The 15,367-nt window shown below is 59.4% G+C and carries 18 protein-coding genes; 12 read left to right on the forward strand and 6 right to left on the reverse strand.

All coding sequences use genetic code 11. From position 1 onward, the window contains the following. The first annotated feature begins 11 nt into the window (after nucleotides 1-11). From ACOYXE_RS02100 to ACOYXE_RS02110, 3 genes are all read left to right on the forward strand, one after another. Nucleotides 12-1,433, forward strand: coding sequence for an MltF family protein (locus tag ACOYXE_RS02100; RefSeq protein WP_160058924.1), 1,422 nt, complete (start codon nucleotides 12-14; stop codon nucleotides 1,431-1,433). Between the two features lie 112 nt (nucleotides 1,434-1,545). Continuing rightward, a complete protein-coding gene (locus ACOYXE_RS02105; RefSeq protein WP_007908568.1) occupies nucleotides 1,546-1,980 on the forward strand; it encodes a DoxX family protein in 435 nt (144 codons plus the stop codon). Nucleotides 1,981-2,229: 249 nt separating this feature from the next. Further along, nucleotides 2,230-2,538: a hypothetical protein gene (locus ACOYXE_RS02110; protein ID WP_077573983.1), complete on the forward strand. Its 309-nt coding sequence runs from the start codon at nucleotides 2,230-2,232 to the stop codon at nucleotides 2,536-2,538. Between the two features lie 6 nt (nucleotides 2,539-2,544). On the opposite strand, the gene greB is transcribed toward ACOYXE_RS02110, so the two are convergent. Genes greB through ACOYXE_RS02125 form a run of 3 tightly spaced genes read right to left on the reverse strand, consistent with a single transcriptional unit; the run spans nucleotide 2,545 to nucleotide 6,264 of the window. Continuing rightward, nucleotides 2,545-3,042 (reverse strand): transcription elongation factor GreB, encoded by a 498-nt coding sequence (gene greB, locus ACOYXE_RS02115; protein WP_003226818.1) that lies wholly within the window; start codon nucleotides 3,040-3,042, stop codon nucleotides 2,545-2,547. A gap of 34 nt (nucleotides 3,043-3,076) precedes the next feature. Then, a complete protein-coding gene (locus ACOYXE_RS02120) occupies nucleotides 3,077-5,581 on the reverse strand; it encodes an ABC transporter permease (RefSeq protein ID WP_160058923.1) in 2,505 nt (834 codons plus the stop codon). After that, entirely contained in the window at nucleotides 5,581-6,264 is a 684-nt protein-coding gene (locus ACOYXE_RS02125; protein WP_160058922.1) for an ABC transporter ATP-binding protein, read from the reverse strand. Before ACOYXE_RS02125 ends, ACOYXE_RS02120 begins: the two co-directional genes overlap by 1 nt. Nucleotides 6,265-6,274: 10 nt before the next feature. On the opposite strand from ACOYXE_RS02125, the gene ACOYXE_RS02130 reads away from it, so the two are divergent. The 3 genes from ACOYXE_RS02130 (at nucleotide 6,275) to ACOYXE_RS02140 (ending at nucleotide 8,383) form a co-directional block, all read left to right on the forward strand. Then, nucleotides 6,275-6,880: an arylesterase gene (locus ACOYXE_RS02130; RefSeq protein WP_160058921.1), complete on the forward strand. Its 606-nt coding sequence runs from the start codon at nucleotides 6,275-6,277 to the stop codon at nucleotides 6,878-6,880. 57 nt (nucleotides 6,881-6,937) lie between these two features. After that, the gene (locus ACOYXE_RS02135; RefSeq protein WP_007908575.1) at nucleotides 6,938-7,231 is read left to right on the forward strand and encodes a hypothetical protein; all 294 of its coding nucleotides are present in this window, start codon (nucleotides 6,938-6,940) and stop codon (nucleotides 7,229-7,231) included. A gap of 180 nt (nucleotides 7,232-7,411) precedes the next feature. Next, nucleotides 7,412-8,383 (forward strand): L,D-transpeptidase family protein, encoded by a 972-nt coding sequence (locus ACOYXE_RS02140; protein WP_127929247.1) that lies wholly within the window; start codon nucleotides 7,412-7,414, stop codon nucleotides 8,381-8,383. A gap of 126 nt (nucleotides 8,384-8,509) precedes the next feature. Here the strand turns inward: ACOYXE_RS02140 and oprI are convergent, their stop codons facing one another. Next, on the reverse strand, nucleotides 8,510-8,761 hold the full coding sequence (oprI, locus tag ACOYXE_RS02145) for an outer membrane lipoprotei OprI (RefSeq protein WP_003199355.1): 252 nt from the start codon (nucleotides 8,759-8,761) through the stop codon (nucleotides 8,510-8,512). Between the two features lie 638 nt (nucleotides 8,762-9,399). On the opposite strand from oprI, the gene ACOYXE_RS02150 reads away from it, so the two are divergent. Next, nucleotides 9,400-9,681 carry a GNAT family N-acetyltransferase gene (locus ACOYXE_RS02150; RefSeq protein ID WP_003226804.1) on the forward strand — a complete coding sequence of 94 codons (282 nt, stop codon included), beginning with the start codon at nucleotides 9,400-9,402 and terminating at the stop codon, nucleotides 9,679-9,681. Nucleotides 9,682-9,741: 60 nt separating this feature from the next. Here ACOYXE_RS02150 and ACOYXE_RS02155 read toward each other — a convergent pair whose 3' ends face one another. Together ACOYXE_RS02155 and ACOYXE_RS02160 are read right to left on the reverse strand one after the other, a co-directional pair. After that, on the reverse strand, nucleotides 9,742-10,818 hold the full coding sequence (locus tag ACOYXE_RS02155) for a 3-deoxy-7-phosphoheptulonate synthase (protein WP_160058920.1): 1,077 nt from the start codon (nucleotides 10,816-10,818) through the stop codon (nucleotides 9,742-9,744). Between the two features lie 130 nt (nucleotides 10,819-10,948). Next, on the reverse strand, nucleotides 10,949-11,392 hold the full coding sequence (locus ACOYXE_RS02160) for a PilZ domain-containing protein (protein WP_016985504.1): 444 nt from the start codon (nucleotides 11,390-11,392) through the stop codon (nucleotides 10,949-10,951). On the opposite strand from ACOYXE_RS02160, the gene ACOYXE_RS02165 reads away from it, so the two are divergent. The 5 genes from ACOYXE_RS02165 to cysB all read left to right on the forward strand — a co-directional run bounded on the left by ACOYXE_RS02165 (nucleotide 11,391) and on the right by cysB (nucleotide 15,359). Continuing rightward, nucleotides 11,391-11,777 carry a thioredoxin family protein gene (locus ACOYXE_RS02165; protein ID WP_460927512.1) on the forward strand — a complete coding sequence of 129 codons (387 nt, stop codon included), beginning with the start codon at nucleotides 11,391-11,393 and terminating at the stop codon, nucleotides 11,775-11,777. The genes ACOYXE_RS02160 and ACOYXE_RS02165 overlap by 2 nt on opposite strands. Continuing rightward, nucleotides 11,774-12,787 (forward strand): putative 2-dehydropantoate 2-reductase, encoded by a 1,014-nt coding sequence (locus tag ACOYXE_RS02170; protein WP_460927514.1) that lies wholly within the window; start codon nucleotides 11,774-11,776, stop codon nucleotides 12,785-12,787. The genes ACOYXE_RS02165 and ACOYXE_RS02170 overlap by 4 nt, the downstream gene beginning before the upstream one ends. Further along, the gene (locus ACOYXE_RS02175) at nucleotides 12,768-13,673 is read left to right on the forward strand and encodes a 5'-nucleotidase (protein ID WP_122844743.1); all 906 of its coding nucleotides are present in this window, start codon (nucleotides 12,768-12,770) and stop codon (nucleotides 13,671-13,673) included. The genes ACOYXE_RS02170 and ACOYXE_RS02175 overlap by 20 nt, the downstream gene beginning before the upstream one ends. Nucleotides 13,674-13,770: 97 nt before the next feature. Beyond that, nucleotides 13,771-14,271, forward strand: coding sequence for a universal stress protein (locus tag ACOYXE_RS02180; RefSeq protein WP_460927517.1), 501 nt, complete (start codon nucleotides 13,771-13,773; stop codon nucleotides 14,269-14,271). Between the two features lie 113 nt (nucleotides 14,272-14,384). After that, the gene (gene cysB, locus ACOYXE_RS02185; RefSeq protein WP_007908591.1) at nucleotides 14,385-15,359 is read left to right on the forward strand and encodes an HTH-type transcriptional regulator CysB; all 975 of its coding nucleotides are present in this window, start codon (nucleotides 14,385-14,387) and stop codon (nucleotides 15,357-15,359) included. The last annotated feature ends 8 nt before the right edge of the window (nucleotides 15,360-15,367 follow it).

Genomic DNA, 15,367 nt, shown 5'->3' on the forward strand with positions numbered 1-15,367 from the left:
CCGGAGAGTGGATGGTTCGTCCCTCGGTTTTGCTCTTGTTGTGTGGATCGCTGCTGCTGCCGATGACGGCGGTTGCGCGCCTGCCCGGGCCACTGCAAGCTGTACCAGCCGCCAAGGTGCGGGACTTGTCGGAGATTCGCAGCAGTCGTGTGTTGCGCGTGCTGGTCAACCAGAGCCGCAACAGCTCCGGCGAAGTCCAGGGCCAAGCCATCGGCGTCGAATACCATCGCCTGCGCGCCTTCGAGCAATACCTCAATGGCCATGCTCGCGATGGCCAGGAAATCACCCTCAAGATCATTCCCAAAGCCAAGGATCAATTGCTCGGCGCCTTGCAGCGCGGCGAAGGTGATCTGGTCGCACCGGGTGAATTGCTTGATTTGCAATCTGGCTATGCCGTGGCCAGTAGCGAACCGGTCGCCAGCAACGTGCCGCTGGTGTTGGTCGGTATCAAGGGCGAGCGGCGCTACACCAAGGTCGAGCAGCTCTCCGGCAAAACACTGGCGCTGCCCACCGGCAGTGCGGCGGGGGAGGCGGTCAGTCAGCTCAATCAGAAACTGGCGTTGCACAAACTGGCGCCGATCAAGATCGAATGGGTCGATCCGACCCTGGCGGTCGAAGATGTGCTGGAAATGGTTCAGGGCGGGATTTTTCACCTGACCATCGTCGAGCAACCCATAGCCGAGCGTTGGGGCAAGATCCTGCCGAAGCTGCGTTTTGACCGGCAACTGATCATCAGCGAGCCGGGCGAGGAGTACTGGTTCGTGCGCCGCGACGCCGCAATGTTGCGTGCAAGCATTGACCGCTTCCTCGGCGGTTACAAGAAACCCTCGAACGAAGATGCTGCGTTTTTGCGCATCTATCGACGGCTGTACCAAGTCCACAATCCGTTGGCTAAGGCCGATCGCCAGCGTCTCGAAAAACTGCGCCCGACTCTGCAAAAGCACGCTGCCGCGCAGAACATGGACTGGCTGAATCTGGCCGCGCTGGCGTTCAAGGAATCACGCCTGCAACCCAACGCCCGCAGCGGCAGTGGCCCGACCGGGCTGATGCAGATCACTCCGTCCGCTGCACAGCGCGTCGGCGTGAACAATATTCAGAATCTCGATGCGAATGTGCAGGCCGGAGCCAAGTACCTGGCGATGATTCGCCGCAAGTTTTTCAACAGCCCCAAACTCAATGAGCGCGAGCGCATGGCCTTCACGCTGGCGGCCTACAACATTGGCCCCGAGCGCGTGCAGGGCATGCGCGCCGAGGCCCGGCGGCGCGGGCTGAACCCTAATCAGTGGTTCTTTCAGGTCGAGCGCATCGCCATGGAGCAGGTAGGAATGGGGCCGGTCAGCTATGTTAATAGCGTGAACAAGTATTACTTGGCGTTCGACCGGGAGCGGGAGTCGTTGGAGCCCGGGGCGCAAAAAGTCGTCTCACGGAAATGATCTAATAAGTTGATTGTTATGGCGGAATATTTGCGCTTTTAACATGAAATTTATTGATTAATATAGCGGCCAACCAACACACACAACTTCTCGCAAAAACAAGGAATGCCCCATGAGCTCTCTGATCAACAAAGTACTGTTCACTCGCGCCGGCTACGGTCTGACCATTCTGCGCATTGCGGTCGGCGTGATCTTCGCCGCTCACGGCTCGCAAAAACTCTTCGGTCTGTTCGGTGGGTATGGTCTGGCGGGCACGGCTCAGTACATGGACAGCATTGGCCTGCACCCGGGCTACCTGATGGCGACCCTGGCGGGCGGTACTGAGTTCTTCGCTGGCCTGGCTTTGATCATCGGCCTGCTGGTACGTCCGGCAGCATTGGGTCTGACCTTCCTGTCGCTGGTGGCGATCTTCACCGTACACATCAGCAACGGTCTGTTTATGGCTAACAACGGTTACGAGTTCGCTCTGGCCCTGCTCGGTGGCAGTCTCGCCGTGCTGATCGAAGGCGCCGGCAAGCTCTCGGTGGATCGCGCCATCGCCGGTTGAGCGCTCTGGCTCAAGGAAATAGGCCCGCATCGTGCGGGCCTTTTTTGTTGCGGCTGATTCTTGACACTGATCGGTCACGTTCTCTAGGATGTTGCCCATGCGCCGATTTAAACAGCTACTTGCGGGGCGCCAGGTGACTTCAACAGTTGCCGTCAGAAGCCGAAACAGGGCTTCGAAATACCGCTAAAGCGCTGGTTCGGTGTTGCCTCTCACCTGCCATGCAGACTTTTGAGGCAGAGACACGACACGATGAATGCACTACGCCCTCCAGCACGTCCCGCGCCGATCACGGCACATATCACCCAGCGCAACCCGAAAATTCTCCTTGGCGGCAAACATCAGCCGACGCTGTTGCGTTATCTCGATGGCTGGCCACGTCGCAGCGGCGGTCCTGCCGCGTTCCTCATCCAGTTTGTCGAAGACGGCGAGTCGCTGGCACGTTTTGCCACTGACAGTTTTGATCTTGCGGTGATTCAGGCCCCGACTGCCGAAGATGCGCCAGAGATGATCAAGCAACTGGTCCGCGTTGCGCGGCAGGGCCTGATCACTCGCCGCTAATACGCTTTACGGATAGTCGATAGCGACGATGTAAACGAACTGCTCACCGGTTGGCGTCTGCACCCTGACTTCCGCATCCAGCGCCTTGCCGATCAAGGCGCGGGCCAGTGGTGAGTCGATGCTGATCAGGCCAAGTTTCAGATCCAGTTCATCCGGACCGACGATGCGGTAGCGCGATTGCTTGCCGTCTTCGTCTTCGATGGTCACCCACGCGCCGAAGTAGACCTTGTTCGGATCACTGGGTTTTTCACTGACGACTTTCAACGCTTCCAGACGTTTGGTCAGAAAGCGCACGCGACTGTCGATCTCGCGCAGCATTTTCTTGCCGTAGGTGTATTCGGCGTTTTCCGAGCGATCACCCTGAGCCGCTGCCTCGCTGACCGATTGCGTCACCTGCGGGCGGCGCACATGCCACAGCTCATGAAATTCGGCACGCATCCGCGCTTCACCTTCAGGGGTGATCAGCGCGGTGCCGGCGGTGCGGGGAGGGCGATAACGGCTCATGGCAACTTCTTGTGATTAAGACCGCCTGAGTCTATCAACCCTCACGCAACACTGTCAGTGGACTTGCGTTGAGCGCCCGACGCGTACCGAACACGCCGGCACCACCAATCAGCGCCGCGCCAATCAACGGCAGCACCAGCAACCACGGATGAGGGTGCCACGGCAGATCGAACGCGTAGCGATACAACACCAGACTCACCACTTCCGAACCGATCGCTGCAAGCAGGCCGCTGACCGCACCGAGCAAACCGAACTCGATGCGCCGTGCCTTGATCAGCAACTGCCGCTCTGCACCCAAGGCACGCAACAGCGCGCCTTGGCGGATACGTTCATCGAGCGTCGACTGCAAACCGGAGAACAGTACGGCCATGCCCGCCGCCAACACAAACAACAACACATATTCGACCGCCAGGGTGACTTGGGCGAGGATGCTGCGCAGTTGTTCGAGCAGCGCTTCGACCTGAAGAATGGTCACTGCCGGGAACGTGCGTGACAGTTCGACGATCTGCTGGTCATGACCTGGCGCCAGATAGAAGCTGGTCAGGTAAGTCGCCGGCAGATCCTTCAACGTACCGGGCTGGAAGATCATGAAGAAGTTCGGCTGGAAGTTGTCCCAGTTGATTTCGCGCAGGCTGGTGACCTTCGCTTCACGATTGACCCCGCCGACGTTGAACACCATCTGATCGCCGAGTTTGAGCTTGAGGCTTTCGGCGACTTTGCCTTCCACCGAGACACCGGGAACACCGTCGGTTGGCTGTTCCTTCCACCATTCACCCGCCGTGAGCTTGTTGCCCGCCGGTAAGTCAGCAGCCCAGGTCAGACTCAAATCTCTTTGAACCGCACGGTCGCCGGCCGAATCCTTGCTGACGATTTGCTGCACCGCTTCTCCGTTGATGCTGATCAATCGCCCCGGCACCACCGGATACAGTGGCGCAGCTTGTGCGGAGACCTTGATCAGGTGATCGGTGAAGGCTTGTTTGTCTGCCGGCAAAATGTTCAACGCGAAGTAGTTAGGCGCGTTTTTCGGTAGCTGGTTTTGCCAGGTGTCGAGCAGTTCACCGCGCAGCAACGCGATCAGGGCCATCGACAGCAGAATCAGACCGAACGCCAACGACTGGCCGGCCGCTGCCAGCGGATGGCGCAGCAACTGGCCCAGGCCCAGGCGCCATGGCAGCGAAGCGCGGGCGAGCATCCGCCGCAGGCTTTGCAACAGCAACAACAGCAAGCCGCCCAGTACCAGTGCGGCGACTACGCCACCGCCGAGCAGGGCGAATGTCAGCAGCAGATCAAGGCTCAGGCGCCACATGATCAGGCCGAGCGCACCCAGTGCGGCGCCGTAAACCATCCACGTACTCGACGGAATCGGCAGCATGTCCCGGCGCAGCACACGCAGCGGCGGCACGCGACCCAATGCGGCCAGCGGCGGCAAGGCGAAACCGGCCAATGCGACCAGCCCGGTGCCGATCCCGGCGATGGCTGGAAACAGACCGCCCGGTGGCACATCACTTGGCAGCAAATCATGCAGCAGCGCGAACAGGCCCAGTTGCGCCAGCCAGCCGAGCAATGCACCACTCAGTGCGGCGAGCAGGCCGAGCACGGTCAATTGCAAACTGAACAGCACCATGGTTTCCCGGCGCGATAGGCCGAGGCAGCGTAGCAAGGCGCTGGCATCGAAGCGGCGACTGGCGAAACGGTTGGCCGACAAGGCCACCGCCACGCCGGCCAACAACACCGCTACCAGACTGGCCATGTTCAGGTAACGTTCGGCCTTGCCCAGCGCACCGCCAATCTGCCGGTTGCCATCGCGGGCATCCTGTATCCGCTGGTTGGCGGCGAGCCCGGGTTTGATCAGTTGCCGATAGGTTTCCAGCGCCTGCGGTTCACCGCGCCACAGTTCGCGGTAACTCACGCGGCTGCCGGGTTGCACGACACCGGTGGCGGCGAGGTCATCGAGGTTGATCAGCACCCGGGGCGTCAGGCTGTAGAAGTTGCCGGCGCGATCCGGTTCGTAGGTCAGCACACGGGTCATTTTCAATGTCTTCATGCCGACATCAATGCTGTCGCCGATCTTCAGATCCAGTGCGGTCAGCAGGCGTGCCTCGACCCAGGCTTCGCCCGGTTGCGGTTCGCCGCCGGTTTCTTCGGTGGCGAAAGGCGCTGGCGCACTCTTCAGTTCGCCGCGCAACGGATAGGCGCGGTCGACGGCTTTGATGCTCGACAGCTGAATGCCGTTGTCGGTGGCGATGACACTGGAGAACTCCACCACTTGTGCGTGATTCAGGCGCAGCTCGGTACCACTCCTGATCTGTTCTTCACGGGCCGGGGAACTGCCTTCGAGAACCAGATCGGCGCCGAGAAACTCAGTCGCGCGCAGCATCATCGCGCCGTTCAGGCGGGCGCCGAAATAGCCGATGGCGGTACTCGCCGCTACTGCAACGACCAACGCGAAGAACAACACGCGCAATTCGCCGGCGCGGGCATCGCGCAGGAGCTGGCGTATAGCGAGACTGAACAGACGCAACAGCGGCAAACGTGCCATCAAGGCTCCAGAGGGGCGATCAGCAGCCCGGCTTCAAGACGGATCAGGCGCCGGCAACGATGGGCCAGACGTTCGTCGTGGGTGACCAGCACCAGGGTGGTGCCGCGCTCCTTGTTCAATTCGAAGAGCAAATCGCTGATGCGCTCACCGGTATGGCTGTCGAGGTTGCCGGTGGGTTCATCGGCAAACAGCACGTCAGGCTCGGCAGCAAACGCTCGGGCAATCGCCACGCGCTGCTGTTCGCCACCCGAGAGCTGGCGCGGCGAATGGGTCAGGCGCTGGCCGAGGCCGACGCGCTGGAGCAGTTCGGTCGCACGCTCACGCGCATCTTTGCGGCCGTCGAGCTCCAGCGGCAGCATGACGTTTTCCAGCGCATTGAGACTGTCGAGCAGTTGGAAGGACTGGAAGACGAAACCGACATGTTCGGCACGAATGCGTGCGCGCTGGTCTTCGTCGAGATTGCTCAGGCCTTGGCCGGCGAGAATGACTTCGCCACTGCTCGGCAGGTCGAGACCGGCGAGCAGGCCGAGGAGGGTGGATTTGCCCGAACCGGACGCGCCGACGATGGCGAGGCTGTCGCCCTTGTTCAGTTCCAGGCTGAGTTCGTGCAGGATAGTCAGTTCACCTTCCGCGCTGGGAACCACTTTGCTGAGGTTCTTCGCGGTGAGAATGCTTGCGCCCATGGAGAATCCGATGCGTGTGTGGTTTTTGAGTGCTGGCCTGGCCTTGATGTGCATGGCCCAGAACGCAGCGGCGGGTACTGTCCTGATCGTTGGCGATAGTATCAGCGCTGGTTTCGGACTGGATACCCGCTTGGGGTGGGTCTCGTTGCTTGAGCAACGGCTCAAACAGGAGGGTTTCGACGATAAAGTGGTCAATGCCTCGATCAGCGGCGACACCAGTGCCGGAGGCCAGGCGCGGCTGCCCGCGCTGCTTGCAGAGCATAAGCCGGAACTGGTGATCCTCGAACTGGGCGGCAACGATGGCTTGCGCGGAATGCCGCCAACTCAATTGCAACAAAATCTTGCCTCGATGATCGACAGTTCGCGTCAGAGCGGGGCCAAGGTGCTGTTGCTCGGCATGCAACTGCCGCCCAATTATGGCAAGCGTTACACCGATGCTTTTGCCGAGGTCTACGGCAAACTCGCCGACGACAAAAAGATCCCGCTGGTACCGTTTTTCCTCGACGGCGTCGGCGGTCATCCGGACTTGATGCAGGCCGATGGTCTGCACCCGGCAGTCGGGGCTCAGAGCAAGTTGCTGGAAAATGTCTGGCCGACGCTAAAACCGCTGTTATGAGGCTTTTCTAAGGGCAGGCTTTCGGCTAATGTGGCGCCCCCTTATTTGGAGCCCCCGATGTCGCGTTCTGCCTGGTCCCTGTTTGCCTACCAACTGATCGAGCCTGACGAGCAGCTGGATCTGTTCGCCTGCCAGGAAGTGCGGGTGCATCTGGTGACGCGGCAACTCGAACTCGGTGGCTCGGCCGATCGCACCCTGTGCGGCAGTCTGCTGCCGGCGCAGCCGCGCTGGTCGAGTGTGGATCGTCGGGTTTTTCAGGATCAGCGCCTGTGTTCGCTGTGCCGGGCTATTCTGGAGTCGCAAAAACGCGGCACCTCGCCGATCTGGCCGGAGCTGCGTTTCGAGCTTTAAGAGCAAAAGATCGCAGCCTACGGCAGCTCCTACATGGGTTCGCGTAATCCTGTAGGAGCTGCCGAAGGCTGCGATCTTTTCGCATTCAGCACGGTCCATCGGCGTGGCTCCCCGAATATTCAAAGTGCGGTGTACAATCGCGCTCTTATACCCTTGTTGATCATGCGAAGGATTTTCCGGATGTTGCCGCGCTTTCCTGCCGTCACCCGCTGCCTGTCACTTGCCGCCCTGTGTGTGGCCGGTCCCGTTGCTGCATTGGAGTTTCCCCTGCCACCACCCGGTGAAGACATCATCGGTCAGGTGCAGGTGATCAAAGCCAAGTACGAAGACACCTTCGCCGATCTCGGCACGAAGTACGATCTGGGTTACTCGGAGATGGTCGCGGCCAACCCGGGCGTCGATGCCTGGTTGCCGGGCGCCGGCACCGAAATCGTCTTGCCGACCCGTTTCATTCTGCCGCCGGGCCCGCGTGAAGGCATCGTCATCAACCTTGCCGAGTACCGCCTCTACTATTTCCCGAAAGGCCGCAACGTGGTGTACACGTTCCCGCTGGGTATTGGTCGTGAGGGTTGGGGTTCGCCGATCGCGCACACTTCGATCACCGCCAAAACGCCAAACCCGACCTGGACGCCTCCCGCATCGATCAAGGCGGAACACGCCGCTGATGGCGACCCGCTACCGAACGTAGTGCCGGCCGGTCCGGACAATCCGCTGGGCCCGTTCAAGTTCACTCTGGGCACGCCGGGTTATCTGATCCACGGTTCGAACAAGAAATTCGGTATCGGCATGCGCACCAGCCACGGCTGCTTCCGCATGTTCAACAACAACGTGCTGGAAATGGCCGGCATGGTCCCGGTCGGCACGTCGGTGCGCATCCTCAATGATGCCTACAAGTTCGGCAGCAGTGGCGGCAAGGTCTATCTGGAAGCGCACACGCCGATCGACGACAAGGGCAACCCTTCGGTGGTCGACAAGCACACCGCAGTGATCAACGCGATGCTCAAGCGTGAAGATGTCACCAGTAACCTGCGCGTGAACTGGGATGTGGTGCGGGATGTGGTCGCAGCCGAAGATGGCCTGCCAACGGAAATCGGTACACCGAATACTTCGGCACCGATTGTTGCCAATACACCGATCGACCTGCAGCAGTAAGTCGTACTCCGGAACCCGTCGATGCGTGAAGCGTCGGCGGGTTTTTTATTGCCTGAACAAAACGATGGGCAATAAAAAAGCCGACCCGATAAATCGGGTCGGCTCGATAACAATCCCGAGGGATTATTACTTGCGGCTAGCTTTGTCCAGCATGCGCAGAGCACGCTCGTTAGCTTCGTCAGCAGTCTGTTGTGCTTTTTGAGCAGCAGCCAGAGCTTCATCAGCTTTACGGTAAGCTTCGTCTGCACGAGCCTGGGAGCGAGCAGCTGCGTCTTCAGTAGCGGTCAGACGTGCTTCGGTTTCTTTCGATGCGCTGCTGCAACCGGTAGCCAGAACTGCGGCCAGAGCCAGAGCAGAGAATTTCAGAACGTTGTTCATCGTGTTCCCCTTCAAGGACTTTCAAATTAAGTGACTGTCTCCTCACGATTGAGGAAATAGCCGGCGTACATACTACCCATTACTTGTAGTAAGTAAACTGACGTAAGGCAAGAAGCAAAAAAAATTGTAGGCGTTGATTCTTTTTCGAGCAACTTTTAACTGCGCTGTTTAAAAAATACCCAGCCGCAAGCCCCGAGCTGAGCGAGTTAATGAGAAAAAGTTCCCGTAGCCACGTGCTGTTTTTGCAGTCTTGGCTAAAGTCTGTCTATATGAATTCGTCCACACTTTTGTTCCGATTTTGCGTGCTGCTTCGCTTATCTTTGTCCATGTTGAGGTGACTTTAAAAAAGGCTGCACGTCTTAAGTCTCAACATCCGGCAATGTTCAGGTGAGTGGCCCGGGAAGATCTTCTCCCCAATCACCTCTGCGTCCCTTGGAGCAAACCCCGTCAACCCGCTTGATGACGAGCGCACCTTGAGCATTTTTGCCAATGGTGCCTACTATTTATCAGTGCCAGGTTGCGCGAGATCGGTGTGGCTCTTCTCGGTGTCCATCAGGCACGGGGTGGCGTAGATGTTCCTTCGCCGGAAAAACATCGGTAAGGTAGGGGTCAGAATTCGAGACCCGCGAGGAGTAGTGATGAGCGAGGCGTTGTCCATCCACCATGACCAGGCTGGTCATCAGTTCGAGACCAATGTGGACGGTCATCGTGCCTACCTGACGTATATGGATCTGGGGAAACAGACCCTGGATATCTATCGCACGTTTGTGCCCAATGCCCTGCGTGGCCGTGGCATTGCTGCAGCGCTGACCGAAAGCGCGTTGCAGTACGCCGAAGAAATGGGCTACACGGTGATCCCGTCCTGCTCCTACGTCGAGCGCTACATGGAACGTCATCAGCGCCGCGCCGCCAAGATCTGAATCGCACACACAAAAACGCCGGGCATTGCCCGGCGTTTTTTTATGCCTGTAAGACGCTGATCAGCCGCGCTGGCGTTTCGGCAAAACGTCCTTGAGCTTGGCGTGCATGCTGCGCAGGGTGTTCTCGGTGGCAGACCAGTCGATGCAGGCATCGGTGATCGACACGCCGTATTGCAGGTCGGCGAGGTCTTTCGGAATGGCCTGGCAACCCCAGTTCAGATGACTCTCGACCATCAGGCCGATGATCGACTGGTTGCCTTCGAGGATCTGGTTGGCGACGTTCTCCATCACCAGCGGTTGCAGCGCTGGATCCTTGTTGGAGTTGGCGTGACTGCAGTCGACCATGATGTTCGGCTTGATCCTGGCCTTGTCCAGTGCCTGTTCGCACAGGGCAACGCTGACCGAATCGTAGTTCGGCTTGCCGTTACCACCGCGCAGCACCACGTGACCGTAGGCGTTGCCTTTGGTGGTGACGATCGACACGCCACCTTCCTGGTTGATACCGAGGAAACGGTGCGGGCTGGACACCGACTGCAAGGCGTTGATTGCCACAGTCAGACCACCGTCAGTGCCGTTCTTGAAGCCGACGGCCGAGGACAGGCCGGAAGCCATTTCGCGGTGAGTCTGCGATTCGGTAGTACGCGCGCCGATGGCCGACCAGCTGATCAGGTCCTGCAGATATTGCGGGGAGATCGGGTCGAGGGCTTCGGTCGCGGTCGGCAGGCCTTTTTCGGCCAGATCCAGCAGCAACTGACGACCGATGTGCAGACCGTCCTGAATCTTGAACGAGTCGTCCAGATACGGATCGTTGATCAGGCCTTTCCAGCCGACGGTGGTGCGTGGCTTCTCGAAATACACGCGCATGACCAGATACAGGGTGTCGGAGACTTCCTCCGCCAGCACCTTGAGGCGATCGGCGTATTCGTGGGCAGCCTTGATATCGTGGATCGAGCATGGGCCGATCACTACGAACAGACGGTGGTCAGTGCCATCAAGAATGTTGCGAATGACTTCGCGGCCCTTGGTGACGGTGCGCAGGGCAGCGTCGCTCAGAGGGATATCACGCTTGAGCTGATCGGGAGTGATCAGGGTCTCGTTAGAGGCGACGTTTAGGTCGTTGATCGGTAAATCAGCCATCGTTTACTCGTCAGGTCACGGGTGCCGGCCGCCAGCGATCCCCGCGCGGCGGAGCACAGCAGATTTAAGCGCGTCGGGGAGCGGAACCTTAGCGCGTAAAGCGCCTGTTCGACAATGGGCAAAAGGTGCTTTAGTCCAGCGCTGGCTGCGCAAAAGCCTTGCGCACGCTGTCGTGGGAGAACTCGTCGGCGTGTTGCTCGACCCATTGCAGGGCCACTGCCTGAATTTCTTGCAGGTCATCGTGGGTGTCGTGCATGCGGCAATAGCGCTCTATCTGACACACCTGCTCACCCATTCGCGCACTGAACAGCGTCTGCTCATCGGTAAACGCGATGCCCACCAGATAGCCTTTTTTGCGTCGCAGACACCACGCCACATAGCCCGGATAGCAGATGTCGGCATTGAGTGACGGCATGCGCACTTGCAGGGCCGTGCCATGGCGCCAGGCTCGGTGGTAATTGCAAGCGATGCCGCCGAGGCTGATAGTGTGCAGCTGTTGCCTGGAAATACACTCAGGCTTGAGCAAGGTTAATTCAACCGGCACCTCGTCCGGATGAGGAATGAAACGTCCCATGAGCACAGACTCCCTGTGTCGGCCATTTGACATTGTTTCCCCCAGTATAGTGGTCGAATCCGAACTGACCGATTTCGACGCCGACCAACGGCTATTGGCGATGAGCGGCGTTTCGCTGGTGATTTTCACCAGCGTCGGCTGCGCCAGTTGCCGCTATGCCCGCGAAGTGTTGCCGGATCTGACGTTGGACATCGATCGCCTGTGCTGGATCGATGCCGGCGACAACGGCGGGCTGGTGGAGCGCTATCAGGTCTTTCATTTGCCGGCGCTGTTTGTGGTGCGCGACGGCGAGTTCTTTGGGGCATTGCACACGCGCCTGACGGCCGATGCGTTGAACGCGGCGCTGGCGCAGGCACTGGGTCGAGTTGCAGAGGAGTTGCCATGATGGGGGCAGAGAATAAACCGGGCTCTGATAAACCGGTCGTAGGGATTATCGGCACCGGCGCAATTGGTGGTTTCTACGGCGTAATGCTGGCGCGTGCCGGTTTCGATGTGCACTTTCTGTTGCGCAGCGAGTTTTCGGCGGTGGCTGAACGCGGTTTGCAAATCAACAGCGCGGTGCATGGCCCGCTGACACTGAATCCGGTGCAAGCCTATTCGGCCGCCGAGGATATGCCCAAATGCGACTGGCTGTTGGTCGGGGCGAAAACCACCAGCAACACCGGCCTCGCGCCTTCTATCATTCAAGCGGCCAAACCGGATGCGAAAGTGCTGGTGCTGCAAAACGGCCTCGACGTCGAAGACAGCCTGCGTGAGCTGCTCCCCGACTCTTTGCATCTGCTGGGTGGTTTGTGCCTGAACTGCGTGCACCGCGAGAGACCAGGGCAAGTCACTCATCAAGCCTTGGGCGCAGTCAATGTTGGCTATCACAGCGGTCCGGCCATCGATGACGTTGCACGTATGGCCATTGTCGAAGAGGGCGCCGGCCTGTTCCGCAGCGCAGGTCTCGATTCCCAGGCGATGCCCAATCTGCAGCAGGCGCGCTGGCAGAAACTGATCTGGAATGTTCCCTACAACGGACTCTCGGTGTTGCTCGGCGCCAGCACCACGCCGCTGATGGCGGATGCCGACAGCCGTGCGTTGATCCAGGCGTTGATGGCCGAAGTGGTGCAGGGCGCCAAAGCCTGCGGCCACGACGTGCCGCCGGGATACGCCGACTATCTGTTTATGATGACCGAGAAAATGCCCGACTACTGGCCGAGCATGCACCACGACTTTTTACATAAGCGACCGCTGGAGCTGGAGGCGATCTACGCTCGTCCACTGGCAGTGGCGAAAGCGGCGGGCTGTGAACTGCCGCGCATCGAAGCGCTGTATCGCAATTTACGTTTTATCGACCGGCGCAACGTTCAGGCCGGTCGCTTTGGGGGAAGGCATGGCGAAGAACATCGATGACAAACTGGTGCTGGCGATTTCGTCACGCGCCTTGTTCGACCTGAGTGAGAGCCACAAGGTCTACTTGTCGAGCGGCGTCGAAGCCTATCGGCAATACCAGATCGAGCACGAAGACGAAATTCTTGCGCCCGGCGATGCCTTCCCGCTGGTGGAGAAACTCCTGAGCCTGAACAGTCGCCTTGGCCGTGCACGGGTCGAGGTGATTCTGGTCTCGCGCAACAGCGCCGACACCGGCCTGCGCGTGTTCAACTCGATTCACCATTACGGTCTGGCGATTTCCCGCGCGGCGTTTGTCGGCGGGCGCAGTCCGTATCCGTATCTGAAAGCCTTTGGCTGCGACCTGTTTCTTTCGACCCATGCCGAAGACGTGCGCGCGGCTCTGGATGCCGGATTTGCAGCGGCGACGATTCTGTCCGGTGGTGCCAGTCGCGCGGCCAGTGACGAATTGCGCATCGCCTTTGACGGTGACGCGGTGATTTTTTCCGATGAGTCGGAGCGCGTTTATCAGTCCGGCGGGCTCGAGGCGTTCCAGGCCAAGGAGCGCGAGTCGGCGCGCGAACCGTTGCGTGGTGGTCCGTTCAAAGGTTTTCTCGCGGCGCTCAATTTGCTCCAGCGGGAGTTCCCCGACGATGATTGCCCGATCCGTACGGCGCTGGTCACCGCGCGTTCGGCACCGGCCCATGAACGGGTGATCCGCACCTTGCGCGAGTGGGACATTCGTCTCGACGAGTCACTGTTCCTCGGTGGCCTGACCAAATCGGCGTTTCTCGAAGCGTTTGCTGCCGACGTGTTTTTCGACGACCAGGCGGGCCACTGCGAACTCGCCCGCGAAGTCGTTGCCACCGGCCACGTGCCGCACGGCATCAGCAACGAACCGTCGGTCTAAAGCCCTTTGGTTCAAGACGTTGCGTCGCCCGTCGTAGTCGCCAAGGCACTGCTAAGCTGAATCAAATCTCCGCCATGTTGGCACGCGAGGAGGTCATATGATTCGTTCGATGCTGTATGCCACTGACCTCGGTCTGTACGCACCGTTAGTGATGCAGCATGCCCTGGCGTTGGCGCGAACGTTCAATGCCGATCTGTACGTGGTGCACGCGGTGGAGCCGATGGGGCTGTTTGCCGAATCGGTGTTGCAGAGCTATCTCGACGAGCAGGCATTGAACGAATTTCACAGCCAGGGTCTGAAAACTGTCATCGCCAGTATCGAGCAGCGGGTGCTCGACAGTTTTCGCGAAGAGCTGGGAGATGAAGGCGCGCAGGATCTGCAGCGCATTCGCGCGGTGCGCGTGCTGCAGGGCGATCCGTCGCAGGTGATTCTCGACCAGGTGCAGAAACTCTCTGTCGATTTGCTGATCGTCGGCAGTCACAGCCACGGCGTGGGCGCGGAAACGCCGTTGGGGCGCACGGCGGCGCGGGTCCTGCAATTGGCCAAGGTGCCGGTTTATCTGGTGCCGTTGGTGGAGCGGCGGCGGGAGGATCGCTGACGCAGGAATAATGGCGCTTTGATAAAAAAGTTCTAGATTTATTCTTCAAACCATTAATATAGTTATATACCGTCGCTGATGCCCGTGGCGTCTACCTGCTTTGAGGGATTCATATGAAGCTTCAACAACTGCGCTACATCTGGGAAGTGGCGCACCACGACCTCAACGTTTCCGCTACAGCCCAAAGCCTTTACACCTCGCAACCGGGCATCAGTAAACAAATCCGCCTGCTGGAAGACGAACTCGGCGTCGAAGTGTTTGCCCGCAGCGGCAAGCACCTGACTCGCGTGACCCCGGCCGGCGAGCGCATCATCACCACCGCCGGTGAGATTCTGCGCAAGGTCGAAAGCATCAAACAGATCGCTCAGGAATTTTCCAACGAGAAGAAAGGCACCCTGTCGATCGCTACCACCCATACCCAGGCACGTTATGCGCTGCCACCGGTGATCAGCAATTTCATCAAGCAATACCCGGACGTGGCGCTGCACATGCATCAGGGTTCGCCGATGCAGATCGCCGAAATGGCTGCAGACGGCACCGTCGATTTCGCCATTGCCACCGAAGCGCTGGAGCTGTTCGGCGACCTGGTGATGATGCCGTGCTATCGCTGGAACCGTTGCGTAGTCGTGCCGCAGGGCCACCCGCTGACCAAGCTGCCGAAGCTGACCCTGGAAGCACTGGCCGAATACCCGATCGTGACTTACGTATTTGGTTTTACCGGTCGCTCGAAACTCGACGAAGCCTTCAGTCATCGCGGTCTGACACCGAAAGTGGTGTTCACCGCTGCCGACGCCGACGTGATTAAAACCTACGTACGCCTGGGGCTGGGTGTGGGCATCGTCGCTAAAATGGCGGTCGACACCAAACTCGACAACGACCTGGTGGTGCTGGATGCCAGCGAGCTGTTCGAATCGAGCATCACCAAGATCGGTTTCCGTCGCGGCACCTTCCTGCGTGGTTTCATGTGCGACTTCATCGAGAAGTTCGCTCCGCACCTGACCCGCGAAGTCATGGCCAAAGCCATTCAGTGCCACAACAAGCAGGAACTGGAAGAACTGTTCGACGGCGTCGAACTGCCGGTTCACTGATCAACTAC

The organism is Pseudomonas sp. MC6 (genome assembly GCF_054790575.1).